The sequence below is a fragment of the Pirellulaceae bacterium genome, assembly GCA_029243025.1.
Lineage (GTDB): Bacteria > Planctomycetota > Planctomycetia > Pirellulales > Pirellulaceae.
Genome location: JAQWSU010000054.1, coordinates 1 through 17,280, shown reverse-complemented (window position 1 = coordinate 17,280; position 17,280 = coordinate 1). Strand labels below are relative to the sequence as shown.

At 50.8% G+C, this 17,280-nt stretch carries 10 protein-coding genes; 6 read left to right on the top strand and 4 right to left on the bottom strand.

Going from position 1 to position 17,280, the window contains the following annotated elements; all coding sequences use genetic code 11:
- Positions 1–579 precede the first annotated feature (579 nt).
- Positions 580–3,333: a c-type cytochrome gene (locus P8N76_26275; protein ID MDG2385205.1), complete on the bottom strand. Its 2,754-nt coding sequence runs from the start codon at positions 3,331–3,333 to the stop codon at positions 580–582.
- A 457-nt stretch (positions 3,334–3,790) separates the two neighbouring features.
- On the bottom strand, positions 3,791–3,931 hold the full coding sequence (locus P8N76_26270) for a hypothetical protein (protein ID MDG2385204.1): 141 nt from the start codon (positions 3,929–3,931) through the stop codon (positions 3,791–3,793).
- Between the two features lie 215 nt (positions 3,932–4,146).
- On the opposite strand from P8N76_26270, the gene P8N76_26265 reads away from it, so the two are divergent.
- From P8N76_26265 to P8N76_26245, 5 genes are all read left to right on the top strand, one after another.
- A complete protein-coding gene (locus tag P8N76_26265) occupies positions 4,147–5,448 on the top strand; it encodes a spherulation-specific family 4 protein (GenBank protein ID MDG2385203.1) in 1,302 nt (433 codons plus the stop codon).
- Positions 5,449–5,464: 16 nt separating this feature from the next.
- Complete coding sequence (locus P8N76_26260; protein MDG2385202.1) at positions 5,465–6,637, top strand: hypothetical protein; 1,173 nt, start codon at positions 5,465–5,467, stop codon at positions 6,635–6,637.
- A 49-nt stretch (positions 6,638–6,686) separates the two neighbouring features.
- Positions 6,687–9,239 (top strand): heme-binding protein, encoded by a 2,553-nt coding sequence (locus tag P8N76_26255; protein ID MDG2385201.1) that lies wholly within the window; start codon positions 6,687–6,689, stop codon positions 9,237–9,239.
- A gap of 4 nt (positions 9,240–9,243) precedes the next feature.
- Positions 9,244–10,257: a Gfo/Idh/MocA family oxidoreductase gene (locus P8N76_26250; protein MDG2385200.1), complete on the top strand. Its 1,014-nt coding sequence runs from the start codon at positions 9,244–9,246 to the stop codon at positions 10,255–10,257.
- A gap of 61 nt (positions 10,258–10,318) precedes the next feature.
- The gene (locus P8N76_26245; GenBank protein ID MDG2385199.1) at positions 10,319–13,900 is read left to right on the top strand and encodes a c-type cytochrome; all 3,582 of its coding nucleotides are present in this window, start codon (positions 10,319–10,321) and stop codon (positions 13,898–13,900) included.
- A gap of 240 nt (positions 13,901–14,140) precedes the next feature.
- Here the strand turns inward: P8N76_26245 and P8N76_26240 are convergent, their stop codons facing one another.
- A complete protein-coding gene (locus P8N76_26240) occupies positions 14,141–14,320 on the bottom strand; it encodes a hypothetical protein (GenBank protein MDG2385198.1) in 180 nt (59 codons plus the stop codon).
- Between the two features lie 31 nt (positions 14,321–14,351).
- Positions 14,352–14,984 carry a DUF1080 domain-containing protein gene (locus P8N76_26235; GenBank protein ID MDG2385197.1) on the bottom strand — a complete coding sequence of 211 codons (633 nt, stop codon included), beginning with the start codon at positions 14,982–14,984 and terminating at the stop codon, positions 14,352–14,354.
- Between the two features lie 607 nt (positions 14,985–15,591).
- On the opposite strand from P8N76_26235, the gene P8N76_26230 reads away from it, so the two are divergent.
- Entirely contained in the window at positions 15,592–16,761 is a 1,170-nt protein-coding gene (locus P8N76_26230; protein ID MDG2385196.1) for a LamG domain-containing protein, read from the top strand.
- The last annotated feature ends 519 nt before the right edge of the window (positions 16,762–17,280 follow it).

The window sequence follows — 17,280 nt, the reverse complement described above, 5'->3', positions numbered from 1 at the left end:
AGTGGCCCTTTTCGCTGTCAGGAACAACCCGTCATTCAGCTCACCCGACCTGATGCCTGAAGTTAGTCCTGAATGCGAACACCTTGATCAGCACGACACGGTGGTGTGTCAAGCAAGCAAATCGCGAAAACAGCAAGGGTGATCTAGGCGATCCTACTAACGATCCCAGAGAGTGACAAGCAAAATCTATCGCCGCGCGTTTTTCCATCCAAAACTGCTAATTTCGGGAAGCGGCTGATTTGGATTGATAGCAACGATCTACCTCGCAAGCCAACCGTTCATAGCGAGAGACGGCCTTTGAAATCAGCAAGCGAGGCAATTTCAGACTAACAAACCGGGCTGTTTCGAGCTCCCATTCGGCGAACGACGGTCTGGTCGCCTCACAAACAGAGGTGAAAAGCGAGGCAAGTTACTGTCCGCCTTGATTCGGTTAGCTCATTTTCCACGTTGTTATTTTCGCAGCGAGATTAACAACGAAAAAATCTGGGGTGCCACTGACCAGGATGCTTTTCCCTTCGCGTCGCACATCCGTTGCGACGCTTGCTTACATCTTGAACCCGACAGAATCAACGGGATCCATCACTGTTTAAAATAGTCATGCGTGGCATCACCTGCACTGAGCAAATAGGCGACCAGATCCAGAATTTCAGCTTCGGTCATCCGACTGAACAATCCCTCCGGCATCGGCGAGGTCTTGGAAACGACTAATTCGTCAATTTGCTTACGGTCGATGTTGACGCGCTGATTCGGATTCGTCAGATCCGTATTCAGTGTCAAACCATCACCGTTCAAATTCACAACAACTCCGTTATGCACCTTCCCTTCGTTGGTCACGACGGTGACTGCGGAGAACTGTTCGTTGATGACTTTACTTGGATGAATGACCTGATCCAGTAAATCACGGGGCGAATAGCGACGACCGGCAGAGGTTAGATCGGGCCCAGTCATGCCACCCTGATTACCAAAACGGTGACAAGCGTAACACCCACTAGCGGCGAACATTTTTTGACCGTTCTTGAAATCACGCTGAGTGAGACCGGTTTGCGCAGCAGCTGACAGTTCTTCGAGAGTCCATTTATTTTCTTCACGACCCTCGAACACACTTCCGAAATTTTCCAGAGCCGATTTTTTTTCCGGCTTGATCGCCAGCAGTTCGGCCAACGAGGATTTTTCATCGTCAGACAACGAGGCAACCGCATCATTCCGAATGAATTCAATGAACTTATCGAAGCTTGCGCCACCTTTGTAATTGGCGGCCTTTAGAAACCACTCGAAATAAGCAATCCGCAGTTCAGGTGTCCACCCAGGCTTTAACATTCGAATCGATCGAGCATATTGCATTTGCTCTTCTTGAGCGGGAGCTGTTTGGATCAATTCGATCGCTTTGCTGGCAACGGTCGGCGACTGTAGAAATGCCAGGGTTTCGCAGAGAAACCAGTTGAGTTCAAATGAGTTGGCTGGAAATTGCGGATCAAGATTTGCAATCAACCGATTGACCATCACTTCATCAGGACGACCAAATCGGATCAGCGCAAGTTGAATCGTTCGTTGAAGTGTAAGCCGCTGGGATTGATTTAGTTTTGATGAATCAATCGCAATCGCAGCGGATAGGATTCGGTCGCGCATTCCCGTATCGATTTCGGCAGTTTCGCCTTTGCGATGTAGGGGACAAACACCGGTGACGCGCGTCAGTGCCAACAAGGCTTCTACTTGTTTCGCCGGATCGGATTCCAACAAGGCCTTCTCCGCCCATAATGTAGTTGGCTGATGTTCGACGGCGTTTCTTGCCGCAAATCGAACGAATCGATCTTCGGCGGATAAGTAGGGCCAGGCGACTGTAATCGCAGCCGGATCCTGTTTGCCATGAAAAGTTTCCAGTTTGCGCCGAATCACAGTCGCTTCGTTTGGCGTACGTGGTTCTGCAACAACAGGCTCTGTCGACTCGTCTCCAATATAGGTAACACGGTAAAGGCCAGACTGAACTCGTCGACCACCAATCGTAAAATACATAGCACCGTCACCAGGATGAATAATCGCATCCGTGATCGGCAAAGGAGCCCCTGTCAGGAATTCTTCTTTGGTCGCCTTATAGGAGGCACCATCTTCTTCAAGATGCACGGCATACAGCCGCCCCCAACTCCAGTCGAGCGCATACAGTGCATTCTGGTACTTGGCAGGAAACTTCGCACCGTATCCAAATGTCATACCAGTCGGTGAACCGGGTCCTATATCAAGCACTCCCGGCATATTATCGGCGTAAAACGGCGTACGTTTACCAGCCCCATTACGCCAACCAAATTCCGCACCACTCGTCACATGACAAATCCGCGTTGGTCGATACCAAGGCGTGTTGAAGTCATACTCCATATCCGCATCGTAGGTGAATAGTTCACCGTCGCGATTGATCGCAGCGTCGTAGATATTTCGAAATCCCGATGCCACGCCATCAAACTGTTTCCCATCCCAAGAAACGCGATAAATAATTCCGCCGGGTGCTAATCGGCCTCGATTGTGGCCTCGGCCATCGGGCATGCTGGGCAGCAAATGATCTTCCCCCCAGACCTGGCGTACAGGTGAGCTGTCTGCAAGCGGCGGAGGTTCCGTGTTATTTCCAGTAATCAGATATAACGCTTTCCCATCAGGCGTCGGCATTACCGCGTGAACACCATGATCGCCTCTGGATTTAATTTCATGCAGCATTTCCACCTTATCGAGATGATCATCCCCGTCGCTATCCGTGAGACGGTAGAGACCAGATGGAATCTTACCTTCATAATCGTTGACCCCTACATAGAGCGAGTCACGCGCCCAGACCATTCCGTTAACAGCTCGAATGTCGGCAGGAACCTTTTCCACATCATTTTGTGTAATCCCTTGATCGGGAGCTGGCGGAGCGATTCGGTACATGCCTCCATACTGATCACTCACTAAGAGCCGTCCTCGATTGTCTGTGCATAGATTCACCCACGAACCCTGGTCGACGCCCGGCACGGAATACAACAGTTCCACCTTGAAACCTGGGGCAGCAGTTATTCGATCAATTGGCGTTGCTGTGTTACCACCAATTGCAGGCCCCACTGTTTTTCGATTTTTCTGTTTCCGTTTCTTCGCATTGGCCTGCTTTTTCACCGACTGTTTTTTGGGTGCATCAGAGGATGCAGCTTGAGGCACGTTCGCCGTTTGTTGGAGAGCGGTCTCGACGCCAAAAACTGGGCTGGTAAATAGTCCACACAAAAGCCCGACCCACAAAATCGTCCCTGGCGTAAAATGGCGATACAGCGCCCGATACAGCGCCCGATACAGCACCCGATACAGCACCATGGTGTTCTCCACTTGTGTTTCTCCGTTGATTATTTCCGTATAAATTCAAATGCTAATTTGTTTCGTGATGAGGGCAAGAAATCTGGCCCAGATTGCGGCTGAAATTCCGAGAACATTGCCTTTCCCGTCGGACCACGCCTATTACCTAAGCGTTATGTCGTCCCACAGGAGCAATATGAGATCGTCAAGACGCACCGTCAAGACGCACCGTCAAGACGCACCAACGAAAGAGGGCAAATCAACCGTCAATCGTGACGCCATTGTCGCTTCAACAACTTCCCTGAGAGTTAGGCCTCCCTCTCTGTTCTCCTCAACACAATTCAAGATAGTAACAATTGCTTGAGTAGTCAAAATAATATCCCTCCGGCGACAGATCTCCTTGACATTTGCTGTCCCGCCCTCCTGAGGAATGCGATCAAGAAAAAGACAAGCTGCAACAAATTAAATAACACTTCGAAAAATTCCGATTTTAGTAATCAACGATCAGAAATCGGACAACGACATCATCCACTTCGGAAAAATTTCCCCAAACGATGAAACTACCGAAAACAGCCTTTTGCCCCTCATAATCCCGGGGGATATACTGACCGATCGTTGAAACAGCCTTCATCCATCGAAACTCCACCTCTTATGGCAAACGACGACCTGAAAATATTCCGACATGAGTCGCTGATAACAGTCCCGTACCATCAATTGATCCACGTGACGGAGCTGAGCTTCAGCTTACAGGGCCCTTTCAATTCGCAGCGTCGATCGGAAAGCCCCAATCCAACGCCGGAGCGTTGGTCCATTAAGAGTCGAATCAGCACATCAAGAATTGCCGGAATGGCAGCCTGTGTGCTTATGTTGTTGAGCGGCCTGGGACTTGAGACAGTCTGCAGCGGCGACGAACTTTCGCAATTGATCATTCCGGCCTACGGCAACCCGTGTTGTGGATCCGGACAGGACCTTTGGGCCGCCATGACCGACATTGCCCGGCCGGGAATTCTGGATGTAATCCTCAACCCCAACAGTGGACCGGGGAACGGCAACATTGGATTTAACTACATCAATCGCGAGGGCTCGGAAGGCCCCCTAATCGACCTTTTCGCAGCCGGCGCCACCCTCTACGGTTATGTCCACACCCGTTGGGGAAGCCGAGATTTATCGTTCGTCCTGAGTGAAATCGATCGCTATCTGACCCCAGACTTTTACCGCACCGATCAAGCACTCGTCGGTGGGATTTTCCTGGATGAAGTCTCCAACGACCTGGCGAACCTGAACTACTACCAGGCGATCAAAACACATCTCATCTCGAAAAACGAGCAGCTTCGAATCACGGGAAATCCGGGAACATCAGCCTTGTTTGACAGCAGCAACGGCGCGGCTGGATTTCATCCCAATGATTTTGTGGAGTCGTTCGATAAACTGGTGACCTACGAAAGCTTCGGCCACCTCTACCATCAGACCTTCACAACACCTGCATGGGTAACTCGATATCCAGCTGAACGATTTGCCCATATCGTACACTCCGCGGATCGATCAACCATGATGCAAATCACACAACTTGCGGATGAGCGAAACATCGGGGCAGTCTACATCACTGACGACCTGTTACCCAACCCCTACGACCGCCTGCCAAACTACTGGTCAGATCTGTTAACTGCCGTGATTCCTCCAGTGAAAATTGACGAATTAAGTGAAGCGATTCGTAACGAATCGACGAATCACAATTACGACTTGAACCAGGACAGAGTGGTTGACGCAAAGGATCGCACTCATTGGATTACCCATGTCGCGAAGAGCGTCTATGGCGATTCGAATCTCGACGGCATTTTCAATTCAGCTGACTTAATCTTCGTTTTTCAAACCGGACAATACGAAGATACAATTCCGCTAAATGCTCAATGGGCAACGGGCGATTGGAACGGAGATGGCGACTTTTCATCGGCCGACTTCATCGTTGCATTTCAAGCGGGCACGTATCAGACCAGCGTTAGGAGTGTCCCGGAACCACATCATGCCCTCGTAGTCGACTGGTTGATTTTTGCTTTCGCCGCTCTTCGATCTGGTAAACTGCGTCTATCGCTCAAAGCAGAGAAGGCAACCTCTGCAATCCATCGACGCTTCCTTTTAGATGCCAATTAGCTGGAACCATTTTGCAATGTCCAACTCCATTTTCCGTATCGTCTGTGGCGTTTCGGTGCTAAACTTGGCCACCTTTTCTCACGCGGACCCACTTGAAGAACAAAGCAATCCGGTTCCCGATGGTACGATCCAGGTCGCAGCCGGGGATCCAGACCGCAGTGACTGGGAAGGCATCCCGTGGTATGAAGAAGACGAAGATTTCGATGATTTCTTCCCTGTCGACATCTTCCGAATTCAAGTCGCAAACGACAGTCAAAATGTCTATTTCCACCTGGAATCCATCGCATGGGAAGTTGACGAAGCATGGCGCATCGGTACCTACCTGGATGCGGACGCAGACGAAACATCGGGTTACAACGGAAATTTCTTGGCGGTTGGAAGCGATTATTTAATCGAGGGTTCCACCACCTACCAATTTACTGGCGGCACCCAAGCAGAGTGGGGTTGGGGGCACACAGCAGACCTCGAACGAGATCAATCATCGATGCTCGACGTGGAATTGGCCATTCCTCGCTCAGCCATCGGCAATCCGACCGAGTTCAATTTCATCCTTTTTGCGAACAACTTCTGCTGTGACTTTCAAGAACCGGACGACATCTACCCGAACGAAGGCGCAAACCTGGATGGTTTTTACCTTTCTTACGAACTCGGGACTGTCATCTTGCCAGGCGATTTTGACGGCAACGGTAATCTCGACCTGCAGGACATCAATGCCTTGCATGAACAAATTGCACTGGCAACAAACGACGTTTCCTTCGATTTAAACGCTGACAAAGTGGTTGATACAACCGATTCGGAGATTTGGGTACGCGACCTAAAGCGGAGCTGGTTTGGCGATGCTAACCTGGATGGCAAATTCAATTCCTCAGACCTTGTGTCCGTTTTCCAAGCTGGAAAATTCGAACAGGACATCGCTGCCAGTTGGCAACATGGCGATTGGAACGCTGACCAACGTTTTGGGTCCGGGGATCTCGTGAAGGCATTTCAGGACGCAGGTTACGAGCAAGGTCCGCGTGCAGCGGGAAAACTGATCCCAGAACCGGAATCCGCACTGATCTTGTTGATTGGCCTAATCGCGATCCACTGTCGACAGCGACGCCCCTCACGTTCCCTCTCATTTTTCGAGCTGAGTGGACCACAAAACAATCCACTCGACCATGGCAGGTCGAGCATAAATTTGTGGCGGTAAAACCAAAGAACTCGACTACTCTGCAAGCTGCGAAGGTGTGATTTTGAAAATGCAACACTTTTTCTTGGCAGAACCACGCTCAAATCGCCGAGCATCGCGATTTCTCACATGGTTTTTGTTAGCAATGGGAATCGCCTACCAGGATCTCCATGCGGATAACGATCTGCCTGGCGGTGGGCAGGCCACCGCCGTGGAATCAATTACCCTACCAGCAGGATTTCACGCTCAGTTGTTGCGTTCAGCGCGCCAGGGCGAAGGTTCGTGGATCAGCATGACCTTTGATGATCGTGGCCGCGTGATTATCGGTCGCGACAAACGAGGAATCGTCCGACTGACACTCAATGACGAGCGGCAGGCAATCGCTGAATTTGAGGTATTAGAAAATACTCTTCAACATTGTCGGGGAGTACTTCACGCACACGACAGCCTCTATGTTTGTGCAACCAACAGCCGAGGCTTCTATCGTTTACGAGACACCAATGGCGATGACCAGTATGACAAGATCCAAAAACTCAAATCAATGGACTACCAAAGCCGTTACGGCCATGGGACCAATCAAGTCGTGCTCGGCCCGGACGAAATGATTTACGTGGTGAACGGTAACGACGTGGCTTTCCCGAAAGGCGTGGCCACAAATTCGCCCTACCGCAACCCTCAAGATGACCACTTGCTACCTGAATCTCGAGACGCGGTCGACGAAGTCCGAGTGGGACACATTTTGCGCACCGATCCCGAAGGTCGTGACTGGGAAGTGATCGCCGGTGGTTTTCGCAATCAGGTCGATCTGGCCTTCAACCAGGACGGTGAGATGTTCACCTACGATGCCGACATGGAATGGGACGTCGGCCTGCCTTGGTATCGCCCAACTCGACTTAATCACGTTGTCTCTGGCGGAGAATACGGTTGGCGTTGGGGAACGGGAAAATGGCCGGCCTACTTTGCCGATAGTCTACCGTCAACGCTCAACACAGGATTGGGTTCGCCAACCGGCATAGAGTTTGGCACTCACTCTCATTTTCCCTCCCGTTATCGTGCATCATTATTTATGGGAGACTGGCAAAATGGCCGCATTCTTGAGGTGAAAATGTCACCCAGCGGCGCGACATATAGCTGCCAATACCAGGTTTTCCTCGAAGGCGGCGCGTTGAACATTTGTGATCTCACGTTCGGCCCAGACGGTGCAATGTATTTCATAACCGGCGGCCGTGGTTCGCAATCGGGTCTCTATCGCATCTCGTATCAGGGTCCAGAGGAACCAACAATTTCACCCAGTGAAGAAGATCGCAGACATATCCAAGCTGCATCTCAATCCCGACAAATTCGGCACCAATTGGAAACATTTCATTCCCGCCAGGACATCCGCGCAATCAACGCTGCTTGGCCACACTTAAATAGCAAAGACCGTTGGCTGCGTTTTGCCGCCAGGCTAGCTATTGAACGTCAGACCCTTGCTTGGTGGCGAGAAAGAGCATTGCAGGAAACACGCCCCAATGCTTCGATTGCTGCCAAAATAGCCTTGGCCCGACGGGGGCGCCCCGAGGACCAAACCGATCTGTTAATCGCCTTAGAACAACTGTCGCTTGAACAGCTGGATCGTGAGCAACTTCTCGATGCCTTGCGCTTGTACGAATTAGTTTTCATCCGCCAAGGCTCGCCTTCCGCGAAAAATTCTGATCGTGCGCTGCGACAACTCGACTCACTTTTCCCTCACCCAAGTAGCCACGTCAATCGCGAACTCTGCCGCCTGCTGATCTACCTGCAAGCACCTAAGGTTGTACCACGGACCGTCAATTTACTTCACAAATCGATTAGCCAAGAAGATGCCATTTTTTACTCACAGCTATTGGCGCGCATAAATGAAGGCTGGACGGCGGAGACACGGGAGACATTTTTTAACGCACTCATCAAAGCTCAACAGTATCAGGGCGGCAAACTACTTACGGATGCCCGGAATGCAATTCGGGAAGATGCGATTTCCACACTGACGAAAGCCGAGCAAGAAGTTTTCGCGCCCTACCTAAACCAATTGAAAGAAGCAGAAAAAACCGTCCCGGATATCCAATCAGCGCCTTTCGTGAAACAGTGGAGCTGGCAAGAACTAGAAGCCAAATTATCCCAAATTCAACACGATCGTTCGTGGGAACAGGGCGGAAACGCTTTCGCCAAGGCATCGTGCATTCAATGCCACCGACTCGGCGAACAAGGCACATTTACGGGACCGGACCTCACTCATGTCGGTCGCCGATTTGACGAGCGAGCGCTGTTGGAATCGATCCTACTACCCTCCAAGGTAATGGACGACAAATATCGGCTGTCGAATTACCTACTGACGGATGGAAAAATCGTCACTGGAAGACCCGTTGGTGTGAGTTCGACAGTGATCACGCTGCAAGTAAATCCGCTCGACACTCGCACAATTGAAGTCCTACGCGAGCAAATCGAAGAAACGTCACCATCCAGGGTTTCGCCCATGCCGTCAGGCTTGGTCAATGTACTGACGCTGGATGAAATCCTCGATCTGATTGTGTATCTCAAGTCAGGTGGCGATCCGATGGCAGCAATCTATCAATCGAATGCAAACGATCAAGACGATCGGAGATGACACCATGCGATTCAAGTTAATCCACGACGTCCTGCTGGCGGCATGCTTCCTTTCACTGTCTTTCGAAATCGGCTGGGCCGATCAGCCATCCCTGCCAATCAAAGCCGGCATCATCGGCATGGACGCGCATGCCTTAGCATGGACAAAAATCATCAATGACCCAGAGGCAACGGGAGAACTTGCCGACATGACCGTGGTGGCCGGATTCCCCGGCGGCAGCCCTGATATTCCGCAGAGCATGGAACTGCTTCGGGCGCAAGTCGAGCCAGTCAAAAAGTTGGGCGTCGAACTTGTCAACTCGATCAACGAACTCTTACCAAAGGTCGATGTGGTGATGATCTTGAGCATCGATGGACGAAAGCACTTGGCCGAAGTCCGCCCAGTGTTTGAGGCGGGTAAGTCGGTCTTTGTCGACAAACCAATCGCGAACTCACTTACGGATGCCATCAAAATCTTCCAACTGGCTCAGCAACACAACGTGCCCTGCTTTTCCAGTTCAGCACTGCGATTTTCCTCGCGAACGGCTAACCTTCGGCAAGATCCACAACTGGGCGAACTGATAGGGTGCGATCAATATGCCCCCTGTCCATTAGAACCACACCATCCTGATTTGTTCTGGTATGGCATTCACGGAGTCGAACCCCTTTTTACAATCATGGGGAGCGGCTGTGTTTCTGTTTCTCGCATCCAAACGCAGGGTACCGACATGGCAGTCGGCGTCTGGAAGGACGGTCGCATTGGAAACTTCCGTGGTATTCGAGACGGACAGCGAGGTTATGGATCCACGGTCTTTGGTACGAAAGGAATCGTCTCCGGTGGTGGCTTTGACGGTTATGAACCGCTGATCGTAGAAATCATTCGATTTTTCAAAACAGGAAAACCGCCCGTCTCTGCAGAACAAACGTTGGAGATCTTTGCCTTTATGGAAGCGGCCGACGAAAGCAAACGACTAGGCGGAACTCCTGTCACGCTGAGCAGCGTCATGCAAAAGGCTCAGCAAGCAGCAAATCACGAATGAAGTCCACGAGTGGAACCAAATTAATTTCCTCGCTCAGCATGCCCTGATGAAACAGACATTCATGAACCAATATTCGAAGATCTTGATTGTGATCCTGTTCACTTGCCCGTTGTTGAACCCCACAACCAGTGTAAACGGCGATGAATGGGAATCGGTATCAGTCCCGAGTGAACAGGATTTTACAGGATATGCCTGGTATCGAACCTGGTTCAAGCCACACGGCACCTTCTTCAGTAAGCACGAACGAGATCTGTACGGCGAGTCGGTGATCCTTAACATCCGTAGTCTGGCAGGCGCTCACGAGGTTTTCATCAATGGCAAGCAAATCGGCACCGGCGGTGAATTCCCGCCTGACTATCAGGATGGCCTCCAAGGAAATCATCGACACAAAATCCCTTCCGGCAGTCTTGTCCCTGATCAATGGAACGAATTGTCGATACGGGTGTATTCCCCCAACGGCAAGGGGGGCTTCCTCAGCGAAGCACCCTTCGTCATGAATTATTTCTGGGAATGTGTTCTCAAGGGTAAATGGGATTTTCAACGAGAAAACAAATCGGCACGCTTAGGTGGATCCTTGGAAACGAAGCCAACAACGACCGGCTTCGACCAGTTTCACGAATCGAATCGCGTGCTCGGCGAAGCGAACAAGCTGTTTCATGGCGAGAAACTTCTTCCCGCAGACTCTCACGCAAAAATGAAGGCTGCCGATGATCTGCTTGTCGAACTGATGCTAGCCGAACCCTTAGTCGCTCAGCCCACCTATTTCAGTTTCGATTCTCGCGGGCGTTTGTGGGTCGCTCAATACCGACAATATCCGTATCCGGCCGGTTTGCAAATGATCAGCCGCGATCGTTATTACCGATCCCACTATGACAAGACACCTCCGCCCCCACCCCATCACGATCGCGGACGCGATGTTATTTCTATCCATGAAGACACAACCGGTGACGGCAAGTACGACCACCACAAGATTTTCCAGGACGGTCTTAACATGGCCAACGCTGCAATTCGCGGCCGCGGTGGCGTCTGGGTAATGCACACGCCTTACCTGTTGTTTTATCCCGACGAAGACTTTGACGATGTGCCTGACGGACCTCCTGTTGTCCATTTAAGCGGCTTCGGCATGGAAGACACGCATTCGGTTGCCAATGGACTGGTATGGGGAATGGATGGATGGCTCTATGGTGCCCAAGGAAGCACGACCTCGTGTCATGTAACACGACCGAAAATCGATCCACCCAATTCACCGGGCGTCTACTTCCAGGGTTGCATGGTGTGGCGTTATCACCCCGAAAGCCAACGATTTGAGATTTTCTCTGAGGGCGGTGGTAACAACTTTGGTTTGGAAATTGATTCGGGCGGCCGTCTGTTCACAGGAAATAATGGCGGACAGACTCGCGGTTGGCATTACATGCAGGGCGGCTTACATCTCATGCAAGGCACGTCACCCAACAAGTTTGGTCCTGTTCGAAATCCATTCGCATTTGGTGACCTGCCCATGATGGCAAGCGAGCAGCCGATTCCGCGTTTCACGCATTTCGCCACATTCGTGGAAGCAACAGCGCTACCAGCGAAATATCAGCGCACCTTTTTTAGTGTGGAACCGCTGCACAACTTTGTGATTGCGAGCCAGCGCCAGCCACGAGGCGCCACGTTCAAAACCAATGATTTGGACAAAGTACTGACGTCTGACGATTTCGCTTTTCGACCTGTTTATATTGGCAATGCGCCAGATGGATCGGTCCTGGTTGCCGACTTTTACGAACACTACATTGCGCACGGGCAGCACTATCAAAGCCAAATCGACCCCACCACAGGGCGCATCTTCCGCTTGCGCGGCAAACAGGAAAAAACCGAGCGAGATCTCAATCTCCATGCCAAGTCAACCGACCAACTGATCGATCTGCTTCGTCATCCAAACCGCTGGCACCGTCACACGGCAGTGCGACTATTGGGCGAACGCAAAGATCCAAGTTCAGCAATCAAGTTGCAACAATTGGTGGTCAGCGGAGAACACCAGGAATCCCTGAATGCACTGTGGGCCTTGTATCAAGGCTTTGGCTTGGATCAGAAAACCGCGTTGGATGCTCTGGGACACGAATCTCCACTTGTCCGCTACTGGACGGTTCGCTTCATCTGTGATGATGTGGGCTTTGCCAACAAACGCAATCAAGTTGGACTGATCGATAGCCTCGGTGCAAATCCATCGAAAGCAGCCCGCGTTCCCGAAAATCTTTACCCAACCATTCTCGCCCTTGCAGCGAACGAAAAAAATGCGGAGGTTCGTTCTCAACTCGCAGGCTCTGCACGTCGCCTACCACCGGACCAGGCGATTTCTTTGGTAAGTGCGCTGTTAAAACATCGCGAAGACATCGATGATCCCTATCTGCCGCTGCTCTGTTGGTGGGTCATCGAAGCTAATCTCGATCGTGAACGCGATGCAGTCATGGCGTTGTTTGAGAACCCTCGTTTTCGTCGTGAACCGATGGTGATTCGACACATTCTGGCACGAATAATGCGGAGCTTGGCGCTCAAGGGGAAAAACCAAGACCTCCAACATTGCGCAAGATTATTAAAAATCACTACCGAAAAAAACCAAATGGACGAGCTATTGAAAGGCTTTGAGCAGGCTTACGTTGGGCGGCGAATGGTCGGACTGCCGAGCAATCTCGCCAACTCCCTGGTCAATAGCGGGCAATCATCGCTGGAACTACGCGTACGTCTGGGAGACGTGCAAGCGATCCGCGAAGCGATCGGACTGCTCCAAAAAGAAACGCTCCCTTCCGTGGATCGGATCGCGATCACACGCACCTTAGGCGAAGTCAAACCGGACGAAAGCCTACAGCCGCTGCTTGATCTTTCCCTAACCGCCAGCGACTCGGCACTTCAACGAGCAGCGTTAACAGCCGTCTCCGCTTTTTCCGCTCCCGAAATTGGTGAACGTCTACTCGGTAATCACTCGCGATTTCCAGACGAAGTCCTCCCTGCTTTCTTCGACTTGATGCTCTGCCGAAATGTCTGGACGCGGCAACTCACGGAGAGCATTGCAGCTGGCAAGATCGATCCGTCTGTGATCCCTCGTGATGTGGCTGATCGACTCCGTACACATCCCGACGCCCCGATCGCCACCGCAGCAAAACAGCATTTGGGGAAAAGCGAGCAAAGCCAGGCATTGGATTTTCAACAACGCATCCAACAAGTTCGCGACATCCTCGCCAACGGAACAGGAAATCCCTATGCAGGTGAGGCAACTTTCAAGAAACAATGTGCCACCTGTCATCGATTGTTTCACAAGGGTGGTAACATTGGCCCTGACCTCACACCTTACCAGCGTGGCAATCTTGACACGCTACTGACGAGTGTGATCACTCCCAATATTGAAATCCGCGAAGGTTTCGAATACGTCACGATAGAGACTAGCGAGGGCCGTTTACTCTCAGGCTTTGTAACGGATCAAGACACACAAATTGTCACCCTGCGAGGAAAGGCTGGTGAAGATATCCGTATCCAACGTAAGGAGGTGGATGCAATCACACCCGTTGGACGGAGCCTCATGCCAACCGGATTACTCGATGAAATGACGAATCAAGAATTGCGAGACTTCTTTGCTTACCTACGAATTTCACAGCCGATCAGTCACTAATCCGAAGGGGGTACAATCACACCGACTTCGACAGTCACGGCACGAAGCAATTGAACCGTCAACAGACCTTCAAATCTTGAATTCGTTGTACCATCTGGCTCGCAATGCCCTGCCAGCCATACTTGGTTTTGAGCCATTAAGGATCTGGTGGACTCGCAAGCTTGGATTTCAATAACGTCGCTGCAAACTGCCGACGCTCAACGATTGTGACCCAGTCGCTCAGATCGTCATATCCGCTCGTCATATCCGCTCGTCATCTCCGCGCATCCCAAAGGGTGTCGTGCTGACAGGCAGACGATGCGTAAGATCGTGAATCAGCTTGAGGTTTGTACCACTGCCTTGATCAACCGGATTGAGACCGATCGTTCCTGGTACCGCCCAGGTGGAAAAATTGTCGTGTCGACCATCGAAAACAATCACGCCAAGACAGCTCGTTGAAAGTCAGCCCCCTTTACCTCTCACGACTTGACTCTCCGTTAATCTCGGCCAGAACAAGATCTCGAAACTCAACGTGCATATCCTGCCCTCCATGCAGTTGCAGGCCAAAATGGCCCTCACGGCGCCCCTTGTCATTCTCAAGCTTGGCAGACACTACCCCGTTGATTTTGACAATGACATCTTTCCCAACAGCGCTCAATTCGAGATCGGTCCACTGGCCTGGCTCATACTTGCGTTGCTTGATCACATCGACCGACGGTTGTTTCACCCACCCACGACCGCCGGTTTCATATAAGCCACCCGTTTCTTGAGACGTGTCAATTTCAACCTGAAAACCATGGACGCTGACACTACTCTGAACTGGTTCGGCGCGAAAATAGAAACCACTGTCCCCCTTCATCACACGAAACTTGCCCTTTACCACGAAATCCTTGTACTTCCGATCGGAGAGCAAGATTCCGTGGCGACTCTCGGATTTCTCACTCGTACCAATAATCACTCCGTTCTTGACCTTCCAATCACCGCCGGGAGTCGACATCCAACCGTTCAGCGATTTACCGTTGAACAAAGGCCCAAACTCTTCGGCTACCACATCTACATCGGGCGTCAGAATAGCGAGGGCAATTAAAAGAATCAGATATTTCATTTTGGCCTTTCAAACAAGCAAATATCGGCTTCATGTTTGGGGAGTATCTCGGTTGCGTCACTGAAAAATACGACGACCACATCAATCCAGAATTGTACCAATCGCGAGACAACTTCGCGCGTCACATGAGAATCAAAAAACGCAGCTGATGCGACAACAAGTTTACTCAAACAGCAGAAACAATTAGGCGATAGCTACGACCTCATGGGGACACAAACTGCGACACTAACCACACACACTGATGAAATTCCAACGCGATACCAATCGAGATGAAGAAGTTCCTCCCGCCTGAAAAAAGTAATGGCCGGAATTCGAAACCGACTGAAGGGTTAAACGATCAACTTCTCGCTTAAGCAGGATGTTCCATTTGCATTTAAAAATAGTCATTTCAGCCCTGGATCTATCATCGATAACTGAACATCACGAATGAAACCAAAGGTTATTTTTCATAACCCAAGGTCGCTATTTTCGTAGTGACAAGCCTTCAGCTTCTTACGCATTTCACTCGCAAACACGGCACAGTTTTTTTGTTTCTTGTAACCGCACGATGAATCCACCATACTTTGACTCGTAATGAACGCTCCTCATCTTTGATTGGATGAATCTCATGAACGAACGTAATCTACTGTCTGCTGTTCTTGTCACTGTGATTTGTAGCCTCTTGAGTCAATTCGCCATTGGCGGCAATCAGGTGCTTGAGCTAGTTGGTGACCCTGATAGTTTCTTTGAAGTCCCCGATTCGGACAGCTTGGATGTAGACCTCGAGGTTTTCACGCTGGAGGCGTGGGTCAAAGCAGAGGTCTTGGACCGAGAAAACTTGGTCGTCAACAAAGAAGATTCTTACGAGTTCGCAGTTGTGAATGGTATGTATGATACGGCCGTCAGACCGCAAGACCAGGCTTGGAAATGGCACTATAGCGGGTTTGAAGTCCCAATCGATGAATGGACGCATTTGGCAATGACGTGGGATGGTGAAATCATCAACATGTTCATGGATGGTGAATGGGTAGCCGAAAGTTTTCTGGAAGGAGACGGAGTTAACGACTCGCCGGACACTCTAAAAGTTGGACGCCGAACACGTGGCGATGAGACAAACAGCAGTTTTGAAGGACTTGTCGATGAAGTCCGACTCTCGAATATTGTCCGATATGAGGCGGAGGAATCGTTCCCGCTGCCCACGACCGCATATTCGTCCGACGAACATACGGTTGCACTTTATCATTTTGACACGGTCGAAAATGGAGTCATCAAAGACGCCTCGAGTTTCGGCAACGACGGCGTGCTGCAGGGAGATGCTCAGCTAATCCCTGATTCGTTTTTGAGTGCCGGCATCATCGGAGATTTCAATAAAAACGAAATCCTGGATGCGCCGGACATCGACTTGCTATCGGCTGCAATTCGCACCGGCGGTGATGCTTCGTTCGATTTAGACGGAAGTGGAACGGTTGACTCAGGTGACCGGGATTTTTGGGTCAAGACACTCAAGCTGACCTACATCGGCGATTCCGACCTGAACGGCGAGTTCAACAGTGGTGACTTTGTTGTCGTTTTCACAGCGGGCGAGTATGAAGACGGCATTGCGGGTAACTCAACCTGGGCAACCGGGGACTGGAATGGCGATGCCGACTTAGACAGGTCAGATTTCGTCGTTGCTTTCACAGACGGTGGATATGAGGTAGGCCCTCGCGTCGAAGCCGCCGCAGTTCCCGAACCAACCTCTGCTTGTCTGATCCTGGTCGGAACTTGCGTCGCCTTAAGCTTCCGCCGCCATCGTTGAACAGGTTAAAGCAGCTTGAAATTTAATTTTCAATCCTCCGTGTGACTGATCAAATCACGGGTTGTGCCTAACGGGTAGAAAATTCAATTCGATGAACCCGTGCATGATGTCGTCATTACATCGAACCGGAGCACTCTGCTGAACCACTTGTAAGCGATGCTTCACTCGGTAGACTCGAAGCGTTTTTGGGACTTGCGATGTTGTGTTGGTGAACTATCATCGGAGGCCAAATCGGCAAATCCATCATTCATGGACTCGTCATTGGTAGGATTCCTCAACCAGTTGAGCAAGTCGAATTTCAACTGGCGTCACAGGGCTTCGCAAAGCTCCTGTGGAAATCCAGCAACCTCCAGTGATGGCTTGACCGTCCTTCAACAAATGAAACGAGGTTAAAATGGAAAATGAAATGAGTGGATTCAATCAACTATTCAAGGCAGTCTGTGACGACAAAACTGCTCGTGAAGCACTCATGAATAGCCCGGATGAATCACTTACCCAATACGGACTCACCCTTCCAGC

What these genes read in the sequence shown, in the direction of transcription:
- P8N76_26230 (MDG2385196.1), top strand. Translation starts at nt 15,592, where the DNA reads ATGAACGAACGTAATCTACTGTCTGCTGTTCTTGTCACTGTGATTTGT.
- P8N76_26260 (MDG2385202.1), top strand. Translation starts at nt 5,465, where the DNA reads ATGTCCAACTCCATTTTCCGTATCGTCTGTGGCGTTTCGGTGCTAAAC.
- P8N76_26250 (MDG2385200.1), top strand. Translation starts at nt 9,244, where the DNA reads ATGCGATTCAAGTTAATCCACGACGTCCTGCTGGCGGCATGCTTCCTT.
- P8N76_26265 (MDG2385203.1), top strand. Translation starts at nt 4,147, where the DNA reads ATGGCAGCCTGTGTGCTTATGTTGTTGAGCGGCCTGGGACTTGAGACA.
- P8N76_26245 (MDG2385199.1), top strand. Translation starts at nt 10,319, where the DNA reads ATGAACCAATATTCGAAGATCTTGATTGTGATCCTGTTCACTTGCCCG.
- P8N76_26255 (MDG2385201.1), top strand. Translation starts at nt 6,687, where the DNA reads ATGCAACACTTTTTCTTGGCAGAACCACGCTCAAATCGCCGAGCATCG.
- P8N76_26235 (MDG2385197.1), bottom strand. Translation starts at nt 14,984, where the DNA reads ATGAAATATCTGATTCTTTTAATTGCCCTCGCTATTCTGACGCCCGAT.
- P8N76_26270 (MDG2385204.1), bottom strand. Translation starts at nt 3,931, where the DNA reads ATGAAGGCTGTTTCAACGATCGGTCAGTATATCCCCCGGGATTATGAG.